General features: G+C 47.6%; 19 protein-coding genes and 4 pseudogenes. 6 read left to right on the top strand and 17 right to left on the bottom strand.

The features are described from left to right. The 5 genes and pseudogenes from NG42_RS23355 to NG42_RS23840 all read left to right on the top strand — a co-directional run. Positions 1–96: pseudogene (locus NG42_RS23355) on the top strand (23S rRNA (adenine(2030)-N(6))-methyltransferase RlmJ); the annotation flags it as partial. A 162-nt stretch (positions 97–258) separates the two neighbouring features. After that, positions 259–657 (top strand): annotated as a pseudogene (locus NG42_RS22420) (DcrB-related protein); the annotation flags it as partial. 84 nt (positions 658–741) lie between these two features. Then, a pseudogene (locus NG42_RS22415) lies at positions 742–4,865 on the top strand (RHS repeat-associated core domain-containing protein). Between the two features lie 10 nt (positions 4,866–4,875). Next, entirely contained in the window at positions 4,876–5,154 is a 279-nt protein-coding gene (locus tag NG42_RS05125; protein ID WP_052898186.1) for a hypothetical protein, read from the top strand. Between the two features lie 149 nt (positions 5,155–5,303). Beyond that, positions 5,304–5,398, top strand: a pseudogene (locus NG42_RS23840) (RHS repeat-associated core domain-containing protein); the annotation flags it as partial. A gap of 327 nt (positions 5,399–5,725) precedes the next feature. Here NG42_RS23840 and rnz read toward each other — a convergent pair. Next, positions 5,726–6,643 (bottom strand): ribonuclease Z, encoded by a 918-nt coding sequence (rnz, locus tag NG42_RS05115; RefSeq protein WP_052898184.1) that lies wholly within the window; start codon positions 6,641–6,643, stop codon positions 5,726–5,728. Between the two features lie 164 nt (positions 6,644–6,807). Here rnz and gorA point away from each other — a divergent pair, with 164 nt between their 5' ends. After that, positions 6,808–8,160, top strand: a complete 1,353-nt coding sequence (gene gorA / locus NG42_RS05110) for a glutathione-disulfide reductase (RefSeq protein ID WP_052898183.1) — start codon at positions 6,808–6,810, stop codon at positions 8,158–8,160. Positions 8,161–8,255: 95 nt separating this feature from the next. On the opposite strand, the gene NG42_RS05105 is transcribed toward gorA, so the two are convergent. The 16 genes from NG42_RS05105 to NG42_RS05030 form a co-directional block, all read right to left on the bottom strand. Next, positions 8,256–9,788 (bottom strand): hypothetical protein, encoded by a 1,533-nt coding sequence (locus NG42_RS05105; protein WP_052898182.1) that lies wholly within the window; start codon positions 9,786–9,788, stop codon positions 8,256–8,258. A gap of 318 nt (positions 9,789–10,106) precedes the next feature. Then, on the bottom strand, positions 10,107–11,636 hold the full coding sequence (locus NG42_RS05100; RefSeq protein ID WP_082203836.1) for a winged helix-turn-helix domain-containing protein: 1,530 nt from the start codon (positions 11,634–11,636) through the stop codon (positions 10,107–10,109). Between the two features lie 304 nt (positions 11,637–11,940). Next, a complete protein-coding gene (locus NG42_RS05095) occupies positions 11,941–12,327 on the bottom strand; it encodes a hypothetical protein (RefSeq protein ID WP_053115672.1) in 387 nt (128 codons plus the stop codon). A gap of 113 nt (positions 12,328–12,440) precedes the next feature. After that, a complete protein-coding gene (locus tag NG42_RS05090) occupies positions 12,441–12,617 on the bottom strand; it encodes a hypothetical protein (protein ID WP_156322024.1) in 177 nt (58 codons plus the stop codon). Positions 12,618–12,630: 13 nt separating this feature from the next. Continuing rightward, entirely contained in the window at positions 12,631–13,287 is a 657-nt protein-coding gene (locus tag NG42_RS05085; protein WP_052898178.1) for a hypothetical protein, read from the bottom strand. Further along, positions 13,259–13,813, bottom strand: a complete 555-nt coding sequence (locus NG42_RS05080; RefSeq protein WP_072133179.1) for a hypothetical protein — start codon at positions 13,811–13,813, stop codon at positions 13,259–13,261. The genes NG42_RS05085 and NG42_RS05080 overlap by 29 nt, the downstream gene beginning before the upstream one ends. Positions 13,814–13,822: 9 nt before the next feature. Continuing rightward, positions 13,823–14,557: a type III secretion system inner membrane ring lipoprotein SctJ gene (gene sctJ, locus NG42_RS05075; RefSeq protein ID WP_082203837.1), complete on the bottom strand. Its 735-nt coding sequence runs from the start codon at positions 14,555–14,557 to the stop codon at positions 13,823–13,825. An 8-nt stretch (positions 14,558–14,565) separates the two neighbouring features. After that, positions 14,566–14,856, bottom strand: coding sequence for a type III secretion system inner rod subunit SctI (gene sctI, locus NG42_RS05070; protein ID WP_052898176.1), 291 nt, complete (start codon positions 14,854–14,856; stop codon positions 14,566–14,568). Between the two features lie 23 nt (positions 14,857–14,879). Further along, positions 14,880–15,140, bottom strand: coding sequence for a type III secretion system needle filament subunit SctF (sctF, locus tag NG42_RS05065; protein ID WP_052898175.1), 261 nt, complete (start codon positions 15,138–15,140; stop codon positions 14,880–14,882). Positions 15,141–15,149: 9 nt separating this feature from the next. Beyond that, a complete protein-coding gene (locus tag NG42_RS05060; protein WP_082203834.1) occupies positions 15,150–16,340 on the bottom strand; it encodes a PrgH/EprH family type III secretion apparatus protein in 1,191 nt (396 codons plus the stop codon). 294 nt (positions 16,341–16,634) lie between these two features. Beyond that, a complete protein-coding gene (locus tag NG42_RS05055; RefSeq protein WP_052898173.1) occupies positions 16,635–16,928 on the bottom strand; it encodes an acyl carrier protein in 294 nt (97 codons plus the stop codon). Positions 16,929–16,940: 12 nt separating this feature from the next. Then, entirely contained in the window at positions 16,941–17,828 is an 888-nt protein-coding gene (locus NG42_RS05050; RefSeq protein WP_052898172.1) for an IpaD/SipD/SspD family type III secretion system needle tip protein, read from the bottom strand. A 132-nt stretch (positions 17,829–17,960) separates the two neighbouring features. Then, a complete protein-coding gene (locus NG42_RS05045; protein ID WP_052898171.1) occupies positions 17,961–19,283 on the bottom strand; it encodes a coiled-coil domain-containing protein in 1,323 nt (440 codons plus the stop codon). Between the two features lie 9 nt (positions 19,284–19,292). Next, the gene (gene sctE / locus NG42_RS05040) at positions 19,293–21,200 is read right to left on the bottom strand and encodes a type III secretion system translocon subunit SseC family protein (RefSeq protein WP_052898170.1); all 1,908 of its coding nucleotides are present in this window, start codon (positions 21,198–21,200) and stop codon (positions 19,293–19,295) included. 2 nt (positions 21,201–21,202) lie between these two features. Continuing rightward, positions 21,203–21,721 (bottom strand): type III secretion system translocator chaperone SicA, encoded by a 519-nt coding sequence (gene sicA / locus NG42_RS05035; protein WP_052898169.1) that lies wholly within the window; start codon positions 21,719–21,721, stop codon positions 21,203–21,205. A 117-nt stretch (positions 21,722–21,838) separates the two neighbouring features. Next, the gene (locus NG42_RS05030; RefSeq protein ID WP_052898168.1) at positions 21,839–22,921 is read right to left on the bottom strand and encodes an EscU/YscU/HrcU family type III secretion system export apparatus switch protein; all 1,083 of its coding nucleotides are present in this window, start codon (positions 22,919–22,921) and stop codon (positions 21,839–21,841) included. Position 22,922: the final 1 nt, after the last annotated feature.

Raw genomic sequence — 22,922 nt, 5'->3', positions numbered from 1 at the left:
GAAAAGCAGATGCGCGACCTGCTGCCATGGCTGCATAAAACGCTGGTTCCTGCCGGTACCGGCCACACCAGCGTCAATATGATTGTCCCGGAATAATCACTGACCACGGTCTGAACCGATAAAAATCCGCTGGCGCGCTGCTGGCGGATTTTTTTTGCCCATTATTCGATCCCGCTCGACACTTCCACCGCATAAAAATAGTAACCTTGCGCAATCAGTCAGGGCTGTTACCTGGCAGAAGCACAAGGATGCTGCGCAATGAAAACCACCCCGCATTACTGCCGGTTTGACCACGGCACCGTGACCCTGCCTGAAGGTTATCTTGACCGGACGGTAAATGTGTTTATCCCTGAACAATCCGGCGCACCGAGCCTGAATATCTCTCGCGACACGCTGACCGACAATGAAACCACGGCAGCGTATATCGATCGCCAGCTGGTATTGCTAAGCCAGCAACTGACCGGCTGGAAACTACAGCTACGGGAAAATGCCTGGCTGGGCGATCAACCACGGGCGGGGGAATGTGTGCACAGCAGTTATCTGCACGCTGGCCGTCGTATCTGGCAGCAACAGGCAATATTTGCCGTCGATCAGACGCAACTGCTGGTGTTTACCCTGAATAAATCCAGTCCGCTCAATGCCGATGACACTCAGCTGTTCAGCAGCCTGCTGGGCAGCTTTGCTGTTCAGCAGCCTGCTGGGCAGCTTTGCTGTTCACCGTTAACAACAAGGATTGTTGCTATGTATGAAGCCGCACGCGTCGGTGACGATATCGGTCACTCGCATGCGCTGGCCGGGATGCTGGCTGGCACATTGGTGGGTGGCCTGATTGCGGCGGCCGGTGGCATTGCCGCCGGAGCCCTGTTAGTTGTCGGGCTGGGCGCTGCCTGTTGCTGGTCGCTGCCAGTCTGGCGGTCGGTTATCTGGCCGGCGAAGCCGCCGCTGCCGCACGCGACGAGATTAGCGAGAGCGGCAGGCACAAGGTACGCAAAAGAGGCACCATCCGCAGCGGCTCACCCGACGTATTTATCAACGGCAGGCCTGCCGCGATTGCCGGTGAGAGTGAGGTACATTGCGACGACGACAGCCACTCGATGGAGATGGCCGAAGGCTCATCCCGCGTTATCATCAACGGCTGCCCGGCGGTGCGCATCGGTGACCGCACCAGCTGCGGCGCGAGGGTGAGTACCGGTTCGAACAATGTTTTTATCGGCGGCGAGCCGGTGCAGACCGGGAAGATCAAAGCCGAAGTGCCGGAATGGCTGTATCAGGCCTCGGATCTGACCTTGCTGTTCGCCGGCCTGCTCGGCGGTGCGGGCGGCGTGGCGAGCAAAGCCGGGGCGCTGGCGAAAATGCTCAGCAAACTGCCGGGAATTAACAAGCTGGGGCGTGTCGCCTGCCGCGCCGGGGCGCTGATGGCCGGCGCGACGGCGGCAGGTATCGTCGCGCGTCCGGTGGATATCGTCAGCGGCCAGAAGTTTCTCAGCGGCGACGACGAGCTGGATTTCGTCCTGCCGTCGCGTTTAGCCGTGCAGTGGCAGCGCTGCTGGCGCAGCGGCAACCCTGGCTCAGGCGTACTGGGCCGCGGCTGGAGCCTGTTCTGGGAAACCCGCCTTGAACGCTGGCACGACGGACTGGTGTGGCGCGCACCGTCCGGGGATTACGTTTCCTTTCCCATGGTGCCACAGAGCAGACGCAGCTGGTGCAGCGAAGAGAAGTGCTGGCTGGAGCATCACGCCGACGACAGCTGGTCGGTATACGACATCAGCGGCGAACGTTATCACTACCCGCCGCTGGCTGACGCCCCTTCCCTGCTTTCGCGTATTTCTGACGCCTGCGGCAACGATATCCTGCTGCACTGGCATAGCGACAACACCCTGCGCGAACTGATCGACAGTGCCGGGCAGCGGGTGACGTGCCGTTATCAGAACGGACGGCTGACTGGTGCCTGGCTGGATGACGACATCTGCCTGGTCAGCTACGCTTACGACGACAGCGGCCAGCTGATAACCGTCAGCGGTCGTGGCGGTAGCGTGCGCCGCCGCTTCGGCTGGCGCAACGGGCTGATAAGCAGCCACGAGGATGCAAATGGCCTGCTAAATGAATATTTGTGGCATGAACTTGAAGGCCTGCCGCGTGTGGTGGCGTACCGCAACAGTGCCGGTGAGAAGCTGGGTTTTCACTACGATTTTGCCGGCGGCCAGCGCAGCGTGCAGCGCGACGACGGTGCGCGGGCAGAATGGCTGCTGGACGACGATGACAACATTGCCTGCTTCACCGACTATGACGGCCGTCAGACCAGCATGCTGTATAAAGACGGGGAGTTGTGCGGTCTGGTGCTGCCGGGCGGCGGCGTTCGCCGTTGCCAGTGGGACCGCTATGGCCGCCTGACCAGCGAAACCGACCCGCTGCAACACAGCACCCGCTGGCGCTGGCACCGACTGAGCGATCGCCCGGCGCAGGTATTCCATCCGGACGGCAGCCAGCAGCACTGGCAGTATGATGCTTTCTTGCGGCTGGTCAGCGAAACCGACGCGCTGAATAACGTCACCCGCTGGCACTACCCTGATAACGAGGAGAGCCTGCCCTGCCAGGTCACCGACGCCACCGGTGGCGTGATTTCGCTGAGCTGGAACCGTCAGGGACTGCTGACCCACCACACCAGCTGTTCCGGCAGCATCACCTGCTACCGTTATGACCGATTCGGCCAGCTGGTCAGCACGGAAGATGCACTGGGCAATATCACCCGCCGCGAGTGGACCGCTGCCGGACAACTGTGTGCGCTGATTTACCCTGACGGCAGCCGCGAGACGCTGGAATGGAACCCACGCGGCCAGCTTAGCGCCTGGCGCGACCCGGCTGAAAGCGCGACACACTGGCAGTACGATGCATTCGGGCTGCCTGTCGGCATAACCGACCGCATCGGCCGCACCCTGCGCTGGCACCGCGATCCGCGCGGTAACTTACTGCGGCTGGAGAATGGCAACGGCGGCGAATATCACTTTGCCTATGACGCAACGGGCCGCCTGATCGCCGACAGCGGCCCTGATAAACTGCGGCGCTTTTATGATTATGGCGATGACGGTCAGCTGAGCATGATGCGTGAGGCCGGTCAGCCCGCCGCCGACGGCGGTATGGCGCAGCGTTTTCACTACTTTCGCCACGACGAGGCCGGACAGCTGGAGTGGCGCGCCCATGACCACGCGGAGTTTTACTATCACCGCGACAAACGCGGCAGATTGACGGAGCTGGAGCGCAGACCGACAGCGGAAGGTGCCGTGCGCGGCGTGGAAGCCGACCGGGTCAGCCTGAACTATGACCACGCGGGCAACTTGCTTAGTGAACGGGGTGTCAACGGCAAGCTGGATTATCGGTGGGACGAGCTGAGTAATCTGTCGTCGCTGACACTGCCGGGCGGGCAAGCGCTGTGCTGGCTGCGTTACGGCGCAGGCCACGTCAGCGCGGTAAAGTTCGGCGAGCAAATGGTCAGCGAGTTCACCCGCGACGCGCTGCAACGTGAAACGACGCGCAGCCAGGGTCAAAGATTGCAAAGCCGCGAATATGACCGGCGGGGACGCCGCATCCGGCAATACGGCCTGTTGCACACACAGCCTGCGCTGCCGGAGCGGCAGATTGCTGAGCGCGCCTTCCGCTATAGCCTGCGCGGCGAACTGGCAGGCGTCCGTGACAGCCTGCGCGGCGATATCAGTTATGGCTACGATGCCGAAGGTCGCCTGAAGAGTCATTATGAACCGCGTCAGGGGCTGGCGGGTGCTCACTTTACTTATGATAACGCGGATAACCTGGCTGATAGCGCGCATCCGGCCACCCCGGATAATCGTCTCCGGTGCTGGAACAGTCTGTCTTTCAGTTACGATAGCTGGGGCAACCTGACCTGTCGGCGTAACGGTCTGCAAGAGCAGTGCTACTGTTACGATGCGGATAACCGACTGACCGAGGCGCGCGGCAGCGGCCCACAGGGCAAGTTTACCGCCCGTTATTATTATGACGCGCTGGGACGCCGCACCCGCAAAGAAGTGACGACAGTTCACGGCAGCACAACCCGCCATTTTCTCTGGCAGGGTTACCGGCTGTTGCAGGAGCAGTCCGGCGAGCACTTCAGTACATATATTTATGACCCGGACGAGTACTGGAGCCCGCTGGCGCGGGCTGATCATCTGGCAGATGACGCTCAGGGGGATATTTACTGGTTCAGCACCGACCTGAACGGCGCGCCGCTGGAAGCCAGCGCGGAAAACGGGGCGGTACACTGGAGCGGCCACTACACAAGCTGGGGCGAAGTCATCCGGCAGAGTGACGGCTTTCTGCATTCAGTCGGAAAACCTCTGACACTGCGCCAGCCGCTGCGCTATGCCGGTCAGTACGCCGACGATGAAACCGGGTTGCACTATAATCTGTTTCGCTACTATGATCCGATGGCGGGACGGTTTACGACTCAGGATCCGATCGGGTTAGAAGGCGGTATAAACTTATATGCGTATGCGCCTAACCCGCTGACGTGGATTGATCCGCTGGGGTTGAGCCGGGAGTGTTCAACAGTACGAACCCGGCATGTACCTAACCGTCATATAAGGCGCCACAACAATATAGGCAACAGTAAGTTTACACCTAAGGAACTAAGTAAGTTACAAATTAAAAGCAAATACAAAAAACCGGGCCAATATCAAAAGTTGGAAGATAGAACAATGAGAGACCCAAGCAGAGTAATAAACCAGGCAGATGGAAGGATTAGATATGAGCGTGACTATGATCGCGTAATTGGTACCCGTGGTGAACAAGGTCATGTCACGGTGTATGATCCAGCTAAAGATAAAATTATAACCTCATATCCAGCAGATTTTTAAAGGTGTGTATATGATTGATTTTTCATATTTATCTGATAAAACCGGCGTTGAACCATCATTTATTATCAAAGACGCTGAACTTAATATCTTCGAGGAGGCTTTTATATATCTTAAAGAAAAAACAGGTATATATATTGATCCTTACAGTAAGACAAGAGTATATCCAAGCCACCAAGGCATTTTGATAGAATATTTTAATAAAAGTGTCGAAAAAAGAGCTAAAGAATTTGTCGAATATTTAAAAATTTCGCAAAAAAAGGATGAGGTACTGATAGCTGATGGTGATTAATCTCTTAAAAAATTGCGCCGTTCGCAAAAAGTGTTTAGAAAATGACCGGCTAATATCAATTTTACAAGTTCGGATGGCTTATGAAATATGATGTAAAAATGAACGTCTATTATAACTAAAACCGAAAGTACAATTCCAAATATGGGCATTTTAATTTGCAAGATCCGATAGGGTGAAAGGCGGGCTGAATCTTTATCAGTATCCGCCAAATCCACTAAGCTGGATCGATCCGTTTGGTCTTGCACAAATATTCGACTCTGATATTGCATTTCTGCTTATCCCGGAACACATGTTGGCGATACAGATCATTCGCCTCCTTATTTGGATGTATAAGATTCCGGTCATGAAACTCGTGTACTTATGAACCGAAATCTTCTGGCTGATTTTAATCTCATCAGCGTGCGGGATTTATCAACGACAACCTGAAAATGAAGGTAAATTTCAAACGGAATCGACGAGGAGAAAAAGATGGCGAGAATATGGCATAAGCGCAAAACGGGTAATAGTTTCCGCTTACCCTTAATTACATACCTGATTGCCAGCGGCCAACGCATTGGCTGGCCGCAATACCCTACACCTTAAACACCGAAAAATCCCTTGCCAGTTCAGTGGCGGGAAAAATCTCCCGGCATTCGGCCAGCAATCTTTCACTGTCGGCAAAATCATAACGCGCGCTGAAATGCGTGGCGATTAGCCGCTTTGCACCCGCCAGCTTTGCGGCAGTCGCGGCCTGAACGGTAGTGGAATGACCGCGGCTATTGGCTTTTTCAGCCATCGACGCTTCCAGCGTGGTTTCATGCACCATCACATCGACATTCGCCGCCAGTTCGCTGGCTGCCGGAGTGGGTGCGGTATCACCGAATATCGCCAGCGATTTCCCTTTGATTGATGGCCCCAGGTAGTCCTGCCCGCACACTTCGCGCCCGTCTGCCAGCAGCACGGTTTCGCCACGTTTCAATTGCTGGAACCAGTTACCCGCCGGAATGCCCTCCGCTTTTAAACGCGCAGCGTCCAGCACACCCGGTTTATCATGTTGTTCTATGCGATAACCGTAACACTCAATCACATGCGACATCGGCCATGCGCTAACCCGTATCTGGCCGTCGTCGCACACTTCCCCGGCGGTAATTTCGACTATTTCCAATGGAAAAGTGACATAAGAAGCACTGAGGCTCAGCGTGGTCTCGACAAACGCTTTAATCCCCACCGGGCCATAAATGGTTAATGGCTCCGTCACTCCGCCCATTGAACGGCTGGTCAGCAAGCCCGGCAAACCAAAAATATGGTCGCCATGCAGATGCGTGATAAAGATTTTTTCCATTTTTCCCGGCTTCAGCGGGCTGCGCATCATCTGATGCTGCGTACCCTCACCGCAGTCAAACAACCAGTAACCTCCGCTGCCACTGTTGCCCAGTGTCAGCGCGATAGCGGTTACATTTCGCTCCCGGCTGGGAGTACCGGCACAGGTGCCGAGGAAAAGAAGTTCCATGCTGAATAATTCCAGTTTTACTCATCAAATCAGAAGACTGAATCGGCTATATTAAGCCAGTTAATCCCCACCCTATCACAACCATAGACGCAAACTTTGCGGCAATCCGCCGAGTGGCGTTACACTCTATAGCAATTTCCTACACAACTTATGGAACAGGTTCGATGACCAAACATTATGACTACCTTGCAATCGGTGGCGGCAGCGGCGGAATCGCCTCCATTAACCGCGCGGCCATGTACGGACAGAAATGTGCGCTGATCGAAGCAAAAGATCTTGGCGGCACCTGCGTCAACGTGGGTTGCGTACCGAAAAAAGTGATGTGGCACGCGGCTCAGATCGCCGAAGCTATCCATCAATATGGCCCGGATTATGGTTTTGATACCACGGTAAATCAGTTTAACTGGGATATCCTGGTTAAAAACCGCAGCGCCTACATTGATCGCATTCACACCTCCTACGACAACGTATTGGGCAAAAACAAAGTTGATGTCATTAAAGGTTTTGCCCGTTTTGTCGATGCGCATACCGTGGAAGTGAACGGCGAAACCATCACTGCTGATCATATTCTTATCGCCACCGGCGGCCGCCCAAGCCACCCGAATATTCCAGGGGCGGAGTACGGTATCGACTCCGACGGCTTCTTTGAGCTGGATGCCTTACCAAAACGCACTGCCGTGGTGGGTGCCGGTTATATCGCCGTAGAAATTGCTGGCGTGCTGAACGCGCTGGGTTCCGAAACTCACCTGTTCGTGCGGAAACATGCGCCATTGCGCTCTTTTGATCCGCTGATCGTTGAGACGCTGGTCGAAGTGATGAACACTGAAGGGCCGACGCTGCATACCGAATCGATCCCGCAAGCGATCGTGAAAAATGCCGACGGCAGCCTGACGCTGACGCTGGAAAATGGTAAACAGCAGACCGTTGATTGCCTGGTATGGGCGATTGGCCGTGAACCGGCAACCGATAACCTGAATCTTGATGTTACCGGCGTGGCGCTGAACGACAAAGGCTATATCAGCGTTGATAAGTTCCAGAATACCAACGTCAAAGGTATCTACGCCGTGGGTGATAACACCGGTGCAGTAGAACTCACGCCTGTTGCGGTTGCGGCCGGGCGTCGTCTGTCTGAACGCCTGTTTAACAACAAGCCCGACGAGCATCTGGATTACAGCAATGTGCCAACCGTGGTGTTCAGCCACCCACCGATTGGCACTGTCGGTCTGAGTGAACCACAAGCACGTGAGCAGTATGGCGACGACGACGTCAAAGTGTATAAATCGGCATTTACTGCGATGTACACTGCGGTAACGCAGCATCGTCAGCCTTGTCGTATGAAACTGGTGTGCGTTGGTAAAGACGAGAAGATCGTCGGTATTCACGGCATCGGTTATGGCATGGATGAAATGCTGCAGGGCTTTGCGGTGGCGCTGAAAATGGGTGCAACCAAAAAAGACTTCGACAATACCGTTGCTATCCATCCGACCGGTGCGGAAGAATTTGTGACCATGCGTTAAACGGTTCGCCTGCTTAACACATATACAGGGTGATAAGCTGCGGCTTATCACCCTTTTTTATCTCAGCAACGTCGTGGATGCCGTGCCAGCAGAGATTACTGATCAGGCAGCTGAATTTGCTCAGGTGAAATAGCCATAGCCTGCAACAACTCGATATTGCTGTAACCCTTCGTCAGAGCAATATTAATCATAGCCAAATCTGCATTTAAATGTTCAATACCCTCGTCATAAAGAGTAATGACACTCGCAGTGGACTTAATCTGGCCGAAACTGGAAACATTACCCTCGATATCAAAAACCTGAAGACCTTCAGCGCCTCTTTCAACAATCACATAAGCTTGTTTACTTCTGGCAATTTTTTGCGCCAGCATATCGCGTGGAATGCTGTTAATTTCTTCGGCTGATGTCCCTTGATAGATAAATTCAAAGGCACTATTCACCAGCGCACCATCCCGTTCAGACTGATTGGCTTGCTGCACATCGAGCCGATCCCCGCCCGATTTAATGATCTCGTCGGCAATATTAAGGATAACGCTTTTTACCTGAGTGTTTATCGCGCCATTAGCCACTGCTTTTGTCAATTCCCGGCTCAGGGCATCACGGCTTTGCAAGGCATCCTTAATAAATTCGGCAAGGCTATGGTAATAATTACCAAGCAACTTTTGCATTATATAAGGAATGGTGACTTTTTTGCTCTGAAAATCATAGGTCATCGCTGAGCCATGGCGCAAATAAACATTCGCCTGAAGATTAACTCCTGGCAGAGAAGGATCTTCAAGATTGTTCAGATTGGGAAAGACGGTCCCATTATAATCGGCATAACCAACAGACAGGCCGAACCAGAGATAATTATCACGTTGGTTTCCGCCAGGCACTGACCACTCAAGGATTCTGTCCATCACCGCCGGTACCGATAGCAGCCCAATCAGAGGACCAAAAATTCCCGCCTGCTGAAAAGCATTATTCAGCAAAATTGTGCCTGCCGGCACTTGTGTCAATGTATCCTGGACGGCGTGCTGTAGTGATTTGGCAAGCGTACGGGTTTTACTGGTGATTCCCAGTTCCAACGCCAGTGTAAATTGTAGGCCAGATTTTCCGTAAGGAAAATCAAGTTCAAACCTTCCCAGCTCTTGCCGATTATAACTCAGGCGCTGTTCATTCCAGTTATATTCAATTCCCTGTTGCTTAACACCTAATACGTAGCCATTCACGGCGTCAGAACCCGTTTTAATCACCGTTCCTATTTCGGTATGCCATAAATAACCTTCAATATGATCACCCGCCAGTACCACCGTAGGGGTAAATTTGAAATCAATACCGGTATCGGGATCCTTTATTTGCGGTCCGAATTGCAGGATCAGATGATTAGGAATGGAGTTCTGCAGGCAGTTCTTTATACCAACCAGTTTTTCCCTTAGAGGGCTGCCAGAGGGAACGGGGGGCTCAGCAACTGAGGGTTCCGCCAATCGCGAACCGTTTGCGACTGCGGGCAGTGAATACAATTTCACGCTGGCTGGCTCGTTACTTGCACTGACCAGATTAGCAGCCAGGGCTGATACTATCTGATTTTCATCTGCAACTTTTAAAGTCGGCACGGCCATCGGGCTAAAATTTTCTATATGTGACATGAAAACTCCCTACGGGTAATATCAATAGATAGCTTGCTTATTAGTAAGCAGGAAGAAGCAATCATCTATTGCTAAAAATAGACATTAATATACTATCGATATATCATGCGGACACTCCAATTTTAATTATTGTACAATATATAATTTTATAGATAATTAATGAGGTGTACTATCATAATTCGCTCAGATAAATGTCCAGTCAAGAGGCAGAATACAGGTATAAAAAAGCCCCTGGCGTTACATCCTGCTAAGGACGATGATCATGCAGAGGCATCACAATAAACTGGAGATTGACCCAGCGTTAACGCTCCCTGCCATTCAGTCGAATAATGGCATCCAGTAGACAGACTTTTTAGGTAGCGATTTTTGTGGCATATTTTGCAGACGTTTAAGTGTTTTAATCGTATCACCTCCCTGCTTAACCAGCACGGCAGCATAGCAACAACTGACAAAGGCACAGGAATCACGATAATGTTGCACCTCGTGTAAACAAGCTGCCGCTTTATCCATCTGACCGGTTCGGGAAAATAAAATCGCCAGCAGACAATTAATAATGATATCGCATGAGCTGTCACGTCCTTTCATTTCTGTTGCGTAGGTGATAGCGGCAGCAGGATCTCCTGACAGTGTCAGGATTACTGCGTACAGTATTTTTGCGGCAAAAAAATCAGGATTCAGAGAAAGTGCCACGCCCGTCATAATCTGAGCTTTCTCATATTCCTTATTCTGCACCAGACAACAGGAATAGTAATAATAAACTTCGGCACTTAAAGGCGAAAGAATAATCGCCAGCTGAAAGTCTGACTCTTTCTGCTTAGTGTGATTATCACGGCAAATCAGAGTCTTCATTGAAATAGCCAGAGCATTACAGGGCTCTTCAATCAGTACTTTATCCGTAATAACGTTGATGATCTCCTCCGCCTTTTCATACTTCATCAGCCCCAGACTGGCCAGCGAAAAATAGCATCCCGCAAGGTGACACAATGTCACAGTATCATAATTATCGAGCAACAAAGAGCGTGAATCGACATTTTTATAGGATTCAAACAGAAAAAAAGAGTAATTATTATAGTTATTTCTTATCTGACAAAGTTTATTATTTGCTGAAACCAATGCCTTAGCAAACTCTTTCTTTTCGCAGTGCGTAATTTTATGCAGCAATAAAGAAATAATATTGTTAAACCTGACGAGGTTAAGTGAGTTATCTTCAGAAAGCACCACGGATTCACGGAAAACTACCGTCAATAAAGCACTGTCAATCAGCTCAACTTTAATCACCGTATCTGACCCTGTTTTCAGCTCGATACCCGTGAGAAAATAACGCACGCCGGTTGTGCGTAAATTGTTAAAACTTTCCGTCAGATTATGGATGTTTACCGTTAACGCGGCCGGTAAAAACCGAAAACCTTTTTCCTCAAAAATAGCACTATGATTGATAATAAAATCAAAAATTATCATCGAAAGCGTTTTATCCTGCATGACAAAAGGAAAAATGGCTAAAGTGTCTTTCTGCTCAGGTAACTCTTTAACGGGCTGTCGCGTAACCCTGATCACATTCATGACAAAAAGGTAGCCTTTGCCATAGACTGTATTAATATAACGATATGTCGAACTTTCTCCCAGTAACTTCCTTAACACATAAATACAGCGAGAGAGAGATTCATCCGACACCTCACCACCTTTCCATACCTCCCGAATAATATGATCTTTTGTAATCACCTCACCCGCATTTTTAACCAGTAATAGCAATACGGCCATTTCCTTAGGTGGAACAGTAACAATCCTGTCTTTGTGATACAGGACTTGATCACCGCAAAGTGTAAAATCACTGAAACGATAATTTTCCATGTCAATTTATCCATTTTTTGTTAAACAAGTTTTTCTAAAAAATGTTATCAACTGTTATATCCACTCTTCTCATGAAGATGACAAGATATACAGATGCTCGACTGTAAAAAAGATAATATAACGGCATCAGTTAATATGTGAAATCATAGGGTGATTATTGAGTTATGAGGGTACCAACCAAGAACATTCTTAATATATTAAGAATATAATATTATTGAAGGGTAAAAAGAAGTAAATTTATCGAAATTTAAGAAGGGGAGCAGAGAAATATTTTCAGATGTCTTCTCGAGTTATTAGGCAGAGTTCAAAATATCATTACTGGCTCACAGTGGAGATAGCCATTTTTTGCCTCTTGCCAGAACATTTTAGAACGTTGATTACTTTCGGATATTTCGAGCAACTGACAAAGCTGCTGCAGACTTTTCTCATCACGTAAGGTGGTATTAAGGGTATCCCAGAAATTTTTCCTCTCTTTATCACTTAACCTGGCCAGCTGCTTACGCAATTCAGCTTGATGGCGCTGTTTACTACCCGTTCCTGGATTAGCCAGATAATCATGCCAGGTTTGTACCCCAGCAATAGCATAATGTGACGAGGCATTAGCATATTGCTTCACCCTGATGCAGTTAACCATATATTCATAGTGTCTTTCTGCCGTAAGGGAGCCCACTGAACCCGGCGAAATAGTCATGCAAACGCCCTGGATTGGGTGGTTCACCGCTGAGGGGGTCGAAACCCCACATCCTGCTGTCAGGATTAGCATCAGCAGAATTAGCTGCCAGTAAAAAAATCGTTTATTGTTGATTACCACTCGATTTTACTCTCTTCATTTATACCACCTTGTGATAATAAAATTTCTACGCGCCAGCGATCTATTATACCTTGCATCATCACATCCATAATCGTCTCCACAGGAACGGTTACCGGAAACTCTTCGGCGTCATCAACTCGACTGGGTGTATTACTGATTGAAATATCCATATTTTCCATTACGTTATAGCAAAAGGGATTTAAGCTGTTCCCTGGATTCATAGCTTATGTTCCTGATGCTGGATTGAATAGCTTCATTGTTGTAAACCAGATGTCTGATTAGTGTTGCAATGAATTCATCTGAATTGAATTCGATAAGCTGATCGCCGGATTTTACCTGAAAAAAATCATAAGAATGAAACGTAACTTTAGGCTCAGACAAAATCTGATGGCGTAATCTGTCACAGAGTTGTTCTGCCATTTTTTTGTGCCGTAAGGGTAGAGTCAGTAAAATCTCATCGTTTTTCGAGACTTTATTTTTTTTGTACCAGTCGATAACGATATTTACAAATAAATCATTATCCCGAAAATTTTCCTGCAACATAGACGTTATTCTCTCTGCCAGTAGAGACTCCATTCTTTGCTGCTCTTTATCTAGTGCATTGAAATGGGAAATAATATGACCAATGCAATAAATAAGCCCTGTTTCAAAGCCATGATTAAATGCTTCCTTTTTAATTTCGTCACTTTTCTGCCATGCCTGATTAATAATCTTCTTGGCTTCGTCTCTGGCAACAGCATCGATACTGCTCGTCCGTTTTCTGGCAGAAAAATAGTCACGGGTAAGTAACGTATCCTCAATTGCCGCCAGCTCAAAGTGAGACGGTAAATTTTTTTGCATGTTGAATCGCCATAAAAAAAAACACAGAATCAAATCCTGACTTATTTTCTGTAGAAACCTCCCTTATCCCTGCCGGAAACAGCAATCTTAACCGTTTGATAACCGCTTCAGGTAATAATGAATGAAGAGGTAACAGCTCAGCGTAGGCCAGCTGCCACATTTTTATCTCATCAACTTTTTCTCTCCCGTATAACTCCGCCGGTATAATGTTAAGCATCATAAAAGACCGCACTTTAGGTGTCAGAAAACCCTGAGATTCATCGTGTAAAATCCATGCACGATAACGCTGGCAAGCCATATTCCATGCAGCTTCACGCAACAAATACCAGTTGTCGATAACGGCCTGTGCAATACTGCCCTCCGTTATCAGACTGTTGTCTTCATCAAGCGAAAATTGTCGCACTAAGTTTTTATTGATAATGCCACGGGGAATTCCTTCACAGCATAAATCTGGCAAGCCGGTCCTTGAAGGATGGATCCATGACACAGGGTCAGAAATAATTCTTTGAGAATGAGTTGATGACACGATAGCACTCTACATTTTCTTTTTAATATTAAGGTTAAATTTTTTAAATAATCGCCGTTTATCAGCAAAGAAAATAATGGCGACCAGCGTCATTAACACGCCGATAATCAATATCATATTCTTAAATTTCCCATTATTTTTATTCGTCTTTACCGGTGGAAGTTGATACGTCTCCGGGGCAGGCGTCATGATCACCGAAATATTGTCATATTCGACATTTGAAAAACTGTTTTTCAGTAAACGTGTCGCATCCGCAATCAAATTCCCTGGTGCATTAATCGCGGTATCATAGCGTAATAAAACCGCTACATGCATCGGCTTACCTTTTTTCTCCGCATCAGTATTACTGATATCATAACTGACATGGACACGCGATGAGACGATACCACTGATTTGATTCAAGGTCTGCTCAAGGCGCTGCTCAATGGCAGAGTAGATTCTTGCCACTTCAGCACGCGGTGAAGAAATTAATGTATCAACTGGAAACATTTCTGCAATTTCTACCCGTGGCTTAGAAGGTAAATTATAGATAGTTGTCAGATCCACCGCCGCTGAAAAATCAGCCATACCGACATAGACACTGTAACCCGACTTGGCAATATTACGTTTACTGGCTTCGATGTTGTTTTTTTGCAAGAGCGCGACGACTTCATTGGCCTGATTTTGATCCAGGCCATTTAACAGAGCTTCTTCTTTACATCCGCTTATCAACAGCAATGTGGCCAGCAACGTCACTTTCAACATTCTCATCATTAAGCACGTATTAATGTATCGACAGCCGTGACTGCTTTTCTCGTCATTATTGAGTAGAGAGAAAGCTTAATACCATATTCTGACGTTTTTAACTGATACTGATATATCTCGTCAATATCAGTTGCTTTTACCGGATCATTGGCGCTGGCCAGTACGGCCATTTTATCCTGATATTCCGCTGCAACATGGTGGATATAGGCTTGCCTGAGCAAGCCTTCCAGCGATCCTGTTTCAACGTCATTACCCATTTCCTGCGCCTGTCCGGCATTTTCAAGGGAGATAGTTAACATTATTCATTCCATAAATTCAGAGGTTATCTGAAGTTAGCAATAATTGAAGTTGCGACATCCTTGTAACTTTTTACCACACCCGATTGGGTCTGCCGGTATACCTGGTAATCTGAAGCCAGTGATTGATATTTTGCCAGAATGACTGGATCGGATGAATCACCCGTCAATTTATCCAATGCCTCCTGCACCTCTTTATTTAAACTTATGACTTTTTCATTAAACTCTCCAGACAGATTGGTCAGATAGCCGTTCCATGCGTCGCCGACGCTAAAATTATTAGCCATATTGCCTCATTAACTTTGCTCAGGAAAAAACCATTGTTCTGCGGCTGTTTTTACATAACCATCCGCGCCATAACGCCAGGACTTACCTTTTAGCCGATCCTCTTCCAGTTTAATATCAAACTGAATATATCCTCCGCTCCACTGTTTTCTGAAATCAGTGACAATATCCTTAATCGCATTTAACTCACTATCATTAATTTTACCCACTACTGAAAAAGTCACACTATCGGCATTTTGTCTTTTATTAAAGTAAGGAGTAATGCTTAATATTCCCTGCTCCGCAGTATTAATGATACTGTTATCGCTAATATAACTAAAGGTGAAGACCTTTACCCAGCTAAACAACATCGATAGTTTCGCTGAAATATTATTAAGCTGAGCAACAGGAATCATTTCTGCCCGCTCCTGACTCAGGATAATTTCAGGTTTTGCAGGGTCATCAAACCGAATGCCATGAAACCTTACCTGCGGCCAGCGCGCCATTATCTCGCGGGAAATTTTTTCCTCTTCTGCTTTAGCGTTAAGCACGGTGACATCACGACTATCAGGGTTTTTAATCAGTGATTGCCATGCCCGGTTACTGCTTTGTGCCGTGCGTGCAAAAATATAGATCCTGCCGTCACCGCCGACAAAGCTGTTAAACTCTTGAGGTTTTCCTCCTAACGCCAGCGTCACGGAGTTTATTTCACACTCATTGCGGTCATAAAGAAGATAACAACCACTCAGCCCCATCACAGCCAGCAACAATAACAGCAACATTTTTTTCCACGGCTTGTGCGGCACTTTTGCTGGCGCGAAAATGTCGTTATCGCTGGCCTCTTCACTGCGACTGACTTCTTCGAGCGGCTGTTGCCACTCGCTGTACTCGGGGCGCAAGACAAAGTGCACCTCGTCGACATTGATCAATTGATGAAAGTTAACCGACCTTGTCACAGCCTGGCTTTCGTTCCCGGTTACCAGCTGCGGCAGGGACATCGCGGCGCTAAACAGGATGTCGAATCGGGTGTTAATCCTGTCATCCAGCACATAAATAGTGGCAGGATCATCGGTATTCTGTTGAACAGATTCAAGGGTATGACGATCAGCAACGATATAGGTGGTTCTTTCCTCGCGAATCACATATTCGCAGCCCACCAGCAATGTATTCATGAAACGTATCACATAATGACGCTTCACGTCGTCAGAATCCATTTCCATCATCTGTTGATTACCGCACGCCCTTAAGATTATGACGCCACGATATCATGTCAAAATTATCGATACTTGACAGAATAATGATGAATTCCCATCTAACTTTTTGAGTCGAATTTTCTCGCTACCATGTTGATGGTAACGAGTGACACAACGTTTGGCGCAGAGCAACAGACTCACGAAGGTATAGCCTTGTTCTGATGTCATTGTTATTAATCAGAAGTAAAAAGAGACTAATTTCCATCTGAATAGCGGGCAAGAAAGGGAAAAAATTTACTGTGTAAATCTTTTCCCTCATTAAAATTAACCGTCAACACCTGCTAGTTTTTTCTCTACCAGTTGATAAAAATCAGCCACTTCTTCAATTATCGCCATCTCACTTTCACTGATGGCAATATTGAAGGCATCTTCGGTTTCATAGACGATATCGGTCAGCATCAGAGAGTCAATATACAGATCCATCGCCAGCAGCGATGAGTCAGTAATTAACTGACTGTCCAGATCGCTACATCGGGCAATAATCTGTTTAATATGCTCACGACGCGTCATCGTTATCTCTGCATCCTTATCACCACTAAAACCTTCAATACTGACCATTATCGCTGCGCCTTATTTAGGAATAAACGACAGCCTGACCATTGCATCCTGCTCAGTAAATTTATTCATTATCAGCACCCGTTGATCAAATGCTGAGCTGGCGTTAGTCGTTTTTTGCGTCAGCAGATTCATGCTGTTCTGCAGGCCGTCGGCATGTGAATAAAAACCGCTTTCCCAGGCATTATATTTCGCTGAGTTAAGGGTAATCGGCGTGTTGGGTCCCCCGCTCCCCAGGTCAGTAAGCGTCTTAACGATATTTTCCAGAGGTTTGAGGTCGACCTGTATCCAGTAACCGCTTCCTGCATCACCTCTCAGGCAATCCGACGGCAGCCCCAGTTGCTCCAGCCAGTTTTTGGCGATGGTCAGAGTGGTAGTACCATACTTTCCATCGGCATCGGCCTGGGGAAAGAGTTGACCATTTTTGCCACTGAAACGGTCAATCAACGCTTGCACCTCTTTGGCAAAATCATAATTTTTGAAGTTCAACTCGCCTTCTTTTGCGCCGGGTGAAAGATAGGTTGATAACTCCCCTTTCAGTTTTACAAACGCCTTATAAAACTCACTCATCTTATCGAACGCCTGACTAAACACTTGCAGATAGTTGATTTTCATCTGCCGGATCGTTTCCAGATGCTTCTCTATTAGCTCATTGCCGCTAAGCACATCGTCGGCCTGGTGATGGATATCATCGTCGAGCGTCTCCTGGATTGACTGGCGCATAAGGTGATATTCAAGTTCATCATTGGCGTCATCGGGGTGGGTTAGCAGATCCATATTACCCCGGCGGAGCTGATCTTCTGATGATGCCAGATAGCGGTTCAGCATGAGCCTGGCGTTATCATTACTGACTTTGACTTGCGCAATACTGAGGTCAATTTGTTGCTTTTCAAGCGCCAGCAAGTTGTCATTTTTAACTGGCTGCTTTTCCTCAACCAGAGGAGTCAGATTTCGCATAGATGAAGAGGACGAACTAATGTCTAAGGACATAATAATCTCGCTTTAGAAAGACCCTCTGACTGAGAGGGCGAAGGGTCAGGCGCGCAGGGTCAGTAAGTTGATGGTGGTGTTAATGCGGCTGTTATTGGCATTCATCATCTCCCCAATGGTTCTGATAATGACCTCCTTCAGCGCATCGGTTTTGCGCTTGTAGTCATCTTCGGTCGCCGCCGTCTGCTGAAAAACACGTGAGTTCTCCTCCAGAATTTTTGCCTGCGCATTGTTGGCAGTAGCGCTGCGCTGTGCTTCTGCCTCAATCATGCCTGACGCCGGCCGTTGCGTTTGAGTCAACAATGCACCTTCCGACTGCGTTTTTTGCAGCTTATGTTGTGCCGCACTCAAACTGTGATTAAGCTGCTCCAGCTCAACATTCTGATCATCGTTGCTGGCAGTAAGATTCTGAACTTCTTTTACCAGTGCCTCCATCTGCCTGTTCCGCTCAGCATCAGCCTGAACCAGCGTTTTTATTTCGCTTTCTTTAGCCGTAATCGCTTCCGTATTCGCTTTCAGTTTGGCCGTCAGTTCACGACGCTCACTCATCAATTTTGACACGCCGGTAATATCGCCGTCGGCTCGCGCTTTTATCAAATCCTGCTCAATCACCGTAAGCTTTGCGTTAATTTCCTGGTTTTCGGCTGTCAGGATTTTCGTTTCTTTCGCTAAACTACGTTGTTGTGTACCACTCTGGGCATTGGCATTTTCCAGTTTTTTTATGGCGGCATTTTTTTCAATTATCAGGGTCTTATTCTCACTGACTGAAAGATGCAAAGACTCCTTTTGCTTGACGATTTCTGCTTCTTTTTTCATATGAATACTGGTGCCCTTCACCGTTTTGTAGGTGCCCGCACCAGCAAGTGCAAAGCCGAATATGCCGGAGCCTATTGCCCCGTTTAAGCCGTTCTCACCGGCTTTTTTGGTCTTGTCAGAACCGGCCAATACAGAACTGAACTGACGCAAAATATTTGCTGCCTTGAATTCACTATCGACCTTCAACAGCAGCACCAATATATGTACCAATTGATCGAGCGAAGCGATCATTTTCAAGGACCATTTATTGGTATTGGACCAGTCATGATTTTCAGGCGATTCTTTTTTAACTTCTGCCAGCAGAGCGGGAGTAAAAATATCAAGTAGCGCATTCAGCTCTGCGGTTCTTTCTCTCATTGGTTTACGCAGCTCAGCTGGCATATTGCTAATCAGCTGGGCAACGGTGGTTGAGTGGTTAATACTCTGCCAATCGGCAAAAACCCTACGTGCAGCAGTCGACGTTTTTCCTGTTAACTTGAGAGGGATATCAGTTAATACGTTTTCCGCCACTTCAGTTTGCCAGGCGCTATGTAATGAAGTAATCAGTTCCATATTTTCCTCTTATATTGCTCGTACGATAGACATTTTCGCCTGATGGCTGGATTGAATTAACTCACTGAGTTTCTCCCCTTTCACTTTAATTTCAGCATTATCTTTCTTCAGAATATCCAGCAAGTCATCGAGTTTTTTGGATAACAGGTTCATCAGTTCGCGACATATCTGATATTCAGCCATCGCATCCAGAGCTTTCTTACTGTGTGCGCCGATAATAATGCCATTAACCATCTTATTGGTGACATCACTTAGCGTGATAACCTCGGCAGCTATATTGGCGACACGCGCCGCTTTAAGAGGCGTGTCAGGAGAGAGATGCAATTTTTCCAGGGTTTTGGAGGCTAAATCATCCAGCATCTGTTTGGTCTGCAGAGCGAAATCTTTCATCGCTTTACCGGCATTTTTCAGTAACTTTGGCATCTGTTGCAGTGCGGATTTAATCGCCGTTTTAACATAGGAAACCACTGCCCTGGCCAGCGTTTTGCCAAAACTTTTGTACAGCGCCTTACCGGCACTTTTCAGGATAAATGCCGCAGCCACAATCACTGCCACCGTTGCCGCTGCCGCCACCGCGGTGTGGATAGTGCTCATCATATTGGCGCCAGTGGCTTTATCGATGGCGTTAAGTAATGCGCCAATGGGCGTGTTATCGAAAATATCGCTGACCACATCTTTCATCGCGTTCATTAATGGCATAAAAACATGATCCATTAACGGCCCCATCACCTTCTCGGTGATCGAAAAACCAAACAGCTTCTCACTAATCGTATCCGCCACCAGCAAGCCGAGGCCAAGTGCCATCAGTGGTGCACCAGCCCCGCCGAATACCATCGTCAAGGCTCCCAGCGCAGTGGCAATGCCGCCAAAAATCTTGGTGCACTTGCTCATCTTCTCGGCCGCTTCAGCAGCCTTTTTCTGCTGCTCATCGAACTGCCTGGCTTTCTCCGCTAAACTGGTGCGCATCGCCTCCATGCGTATTTCGTTGAGTTCCCGGTCATTTTTTAGCTTATCAATACTGTTTTTACTAAAAACGGCAAGTATCTCCGCCATACGTCTCGACAGGTCCGCCGCAAAAGATAATTCCTTCTTCTCCTCGCTAATTATCTGTTCGAGATTTATCACCACCACACCAGCGTTATTGGAACTGATTACGGTAAGTTTTTTGATCAGGTCCCCATGCTGAATAAGCAGTGCCTGCGACATGTCCAGTTTGCTTGTGACTTCAGCCTCAGCCTTTACCACGGACTGTGAGGTGGCATTAATCGCATTTTTGGCCTGTCTGATTTTCTCCTGAAGCGCAATATAACGTGGGTCGTCCTTATCAACGCCCTCCAGCGCAAGGCTGCTCAGCTCTGACTGCAAAGAGGTAAGTTGCTGTTTCAGCTCTTTCAATAGGGCGGTATTTTCCTCCAGTGAGCCGATTGCCGTATCCAGCTCGAACATGGCGACCTGCAACTGCCCGACAGCCTTATCTATGGCTCGCGAAAGATCGGTGACTTGCTTTTGATGTTTCGCCGCATTATCGACCAGCTTTGAGATCAGTTCGCGCCTTTTTTTTCTCAAGTCTTCTGCACTGTTAATATCAGATTCCGCGTTGCTATTTACCCAGCCGGCACAGGTATCATCAGATTCGGTTAAGCGCAGCAGAATATTGCCATCTTTATCGAACTTTGCTGTTGACGCGACTTTGCGCAGCACATGATTGCTGTCCGTACTGTTATCAAAGTTATCTTCAATAACTTGCTCGGCGATATCATGAATAAAGCGGGCATTTGCTTCAGACACCTTATTAATATCGCTAAATCGGTTGGAAACCCTGCCACCTGCCGCCCGATCGCTATTTAGCGGATGTTCTTTGTTGCTGTAAAAACTGGCAAACGTTCCATTAATGGAAAAATCTGTTAGATCAGACATGACTAACTCTCCTTAGCAGCCTCGGTTGATTTTTTTTCTTTACTTAATACCTTTCGATTCTTTTTGATGGTTTCAAAATAAACCCGTGCTTTTTTTACCAGATCTTCATTCAGACATTTTTCAATCACCACTTCAAAACATTGCAGTGCTTTGATCACATCTCCCATCAGCAGCTGGCATTGTCCGCTGTAAAAAACCGGACTGTAATCATCTTTGGAAAAGATATAAGCCAGAGAATAAAGATCGCATGCTTTTTGGTACTTTTTTTGCAACTGATTAACCGCACCCAGACCAATAAAATAATCCGGATTATTCAAATCATACATACACAGCAGGCTAAAATAGTGTTCAGCCTCATCAAGCCGCCCCTGATAGTAAAAGTGATGGGCGTGGGCATAAATATCTTCCATCGTATCATCCGGGATGCCCTGCAAATCTTTCAGTAATACACCTTGCTGTACATATTCCATTAACATGGAACACATTTCAGCTTCATGGATTGTCTCGTTTTCCTGAGTCATCTCTCTTCCTTAGTTAAACCATCCATGACGAATGGTGTTATTAAAGCAAAATTGTGTTTTTTTTACTCACAAAGAACGCTCATCGTCAGCCGGGTTTATTGCACTTTGTGACCCCTTTTAAGATTTATCATCGATAACTTCTGCCAGCTGATTATCAGGGTGTTCAGCCATCCAGTTGTTCTCCACCTGTTCCAGCCAAAAAAGAATATCCATAACTTCGGTGAACATCTTCAGGCTAACAAATTCATGTTTTTTATGAGTACGACACAGCTCTCTGGCCAGTGAAATATTTTCAACCACCGGCACACCGACTTTTTCTGCATAATGACGCACCGCCAGCGCCCGCTGATTTTTCTCTATAAATGAGATAAAAGGGATAGGGGTGATCGCCGGATTAAGATAAATACCGATCGCAATATGTTTAGGATTGGCAATAACAACATTAGATTTCTTGATATCTTTCTTAAATTCTTCTGACAGTAGTTCCTGGTTGAGCGCTTTTCTTTTTTTCTTTATTTCCGGATTACCATTAATCTCTTTGGATTCGTTTGAAACCTCTTTCTTATCCATTTTTAGTTCTTTGATATAGAGTAAATATTCCGCTACGCAGTCGATAAGAATAATAACGAAAATACAACTAAAAAAGATGAGCAGCAGTGAATGCACCAACTGCCCCCATGCCTTTAGCATGATGGCCGGTTCTGACCAGACCAGGCTGACGATCAGTAAACGATTTTCTTGCCAGAAAAACAGCGTGGCCAGTACAAAGCAGCCGAGGTATAGCAATGACTTAATCAGATCCTTTAACGTTCTCAGATTAAATATTTTTTTAAAGCCTTTTAACGGGTTAATCGCGGAAAAGTTGAGCTTAAACGCCTTAGTCGCCAGCCTCATGCCGGTCTGGATAAGGCCCGGCAATAACGACGCGGCAATGCAGAGTACCGCAATCGGCAGGAATATTTTTATGCCAAACCAGACGCATTGCAAAATATAGCCCTGCAATGAGTAGTCATACTGACGCGCCACAATGCTGTGCAGAATGTCTGAAAACTCGCGCAGAGAGGTAAAATTGAGCACCACCTCGACCCCTGACAGCGTCAGGCAGGTGGTGATCAAATCCTTGCCCTTAAACGTCTGTCCTTTTTTGGCCGCGTCGCGTTTCTTTTTGTCGGTCGGTTTTTCTGTTTTACTGCCTGCCATG

Origin of the sequence: Winslowiella iniecta (genome assembly GCF_001267535.1) — a bacterium.
Classification (GTDB): domain Bacteria; phylum Pseudomonadota; class Gammaproteobacteria; order Enterobacterales; family Enterobacteriaceae; genus Erwinia; species Erwinia iniecta.
The sequence above is the reverse complement of the archived record's forward strand: the minus strand, read 5'-3'. Positions and strand labels throughout refer to the sequence as shown.

Coding starts and splice junctions, on each gene's coding strand:
- NG42_RS05125 (WP_052898186.1), top strand. CDS start 4,876: ATGATTGATTTTTCATATTTATCTGATAAAACCGGCGTTGAACCATCA.
- rnz (WP_052898184.1), bottom strand. CDS start 6,643: ATGGAACTTCTTTTCCTCGGCACCTGTGCCGGTACTCCCAGCCGGGAG.
- gorA (WP_052898183.1), top strand. CDS start 6,808: ATGACCAAACATTATGACTACCTTGCAATCGGTGGCGGCAGCGGCGGA.
- NG42_RS05105 (WP_052898182.1), bottom strand. CDS start 9,788: ATGTCACATATAGAAAATTTTAGCCCGATGGCCGTGCCGACTTTAAAA.
- NG42_RS05100 (WP_082203836.1), bottom strand. CDS start 11,636: ATGGAAAATTATCGTTTCAGTGATTTTACACTTTGCGGTGATCAAGTC.
- NG42_RS05095 (WP_053115672.1), bottom strand. CDS start 12,327: ATGACTATTTCGCCGGGTTCAGTGGGCTCCCTTACGGCAGAAAGACAC.
- NG42_RS05090 (WP_156322024.1), bottom strand. CDS start 12,617: ATGGATATTTCAATCAGTAATACACCCAGTCGAGTTGATGACGCCGAA.
- NG42_RS05085 (WP_052898178.1), bottom strand. CDS start 13,287: ATGCAAAAAAATTTACCGTCTCACTTTGAGCTGGCGGCAATTGAGGAT.
- sctJ (WP_082203837.1), bottom strand. CDS start 14,557: ATGTTGAAAGTGACGTTGCTGGCCACATTGCTGTTGATAAGCGGATGT.
- sctI (WP_052898176.1), bottom strand. CDS start 14,856: ATGTTAACTATCTCCCTTGAAAATGCCGGACAGGCGCAGGAAATGGGT.
- sctF (WP_052898175.1), bottom strand. CDS start 15,140: ATGGCTAATAATTTTAGCGTCGGCGACGCATGGAACGGCTATCTGACC.
- NG42_RS05060 (WP_082203834.1), bottom strand. CDS start 16,340: ATGATGGAAATGGATTCTGACGACGTGAAGCGTCATTATGTGATACGT.
- NG42_RS05055 (WP_052898173.1), bottom strand. CDS start 16,928: ATGGTCAGTATTGAAGGTTTTAGTGGTGATAAGGATGCAGAGATAACG.
- NG42_RS05045 (WP_052898171.1), bottom strand. CDS start 19,283: ATGGAACTGATTACTTCATTACATAGCGCCTGGCAAACTGAAGTGGCG.
- sctE (WP_052898170.1), bottom strand. CDS start 21,200: ATGTCTGATCTAACAGATTTTTCCATTAATGGAACGTTTGCCAGTTTT.
- sicA (WP_052898169.1), bottom strand. CDS start 21,721: ATGACTCAGGAAAACGAGACAATCCATGAAGCTGAAATGTGTTCCATG.
- NG42_RS05030 (WP_052898168.1), bottom strand. CDS start 22,921: ATGGCAGGCAGTAAAACAGAAAAACCGACCGACAAAAAGAAACGCGAC.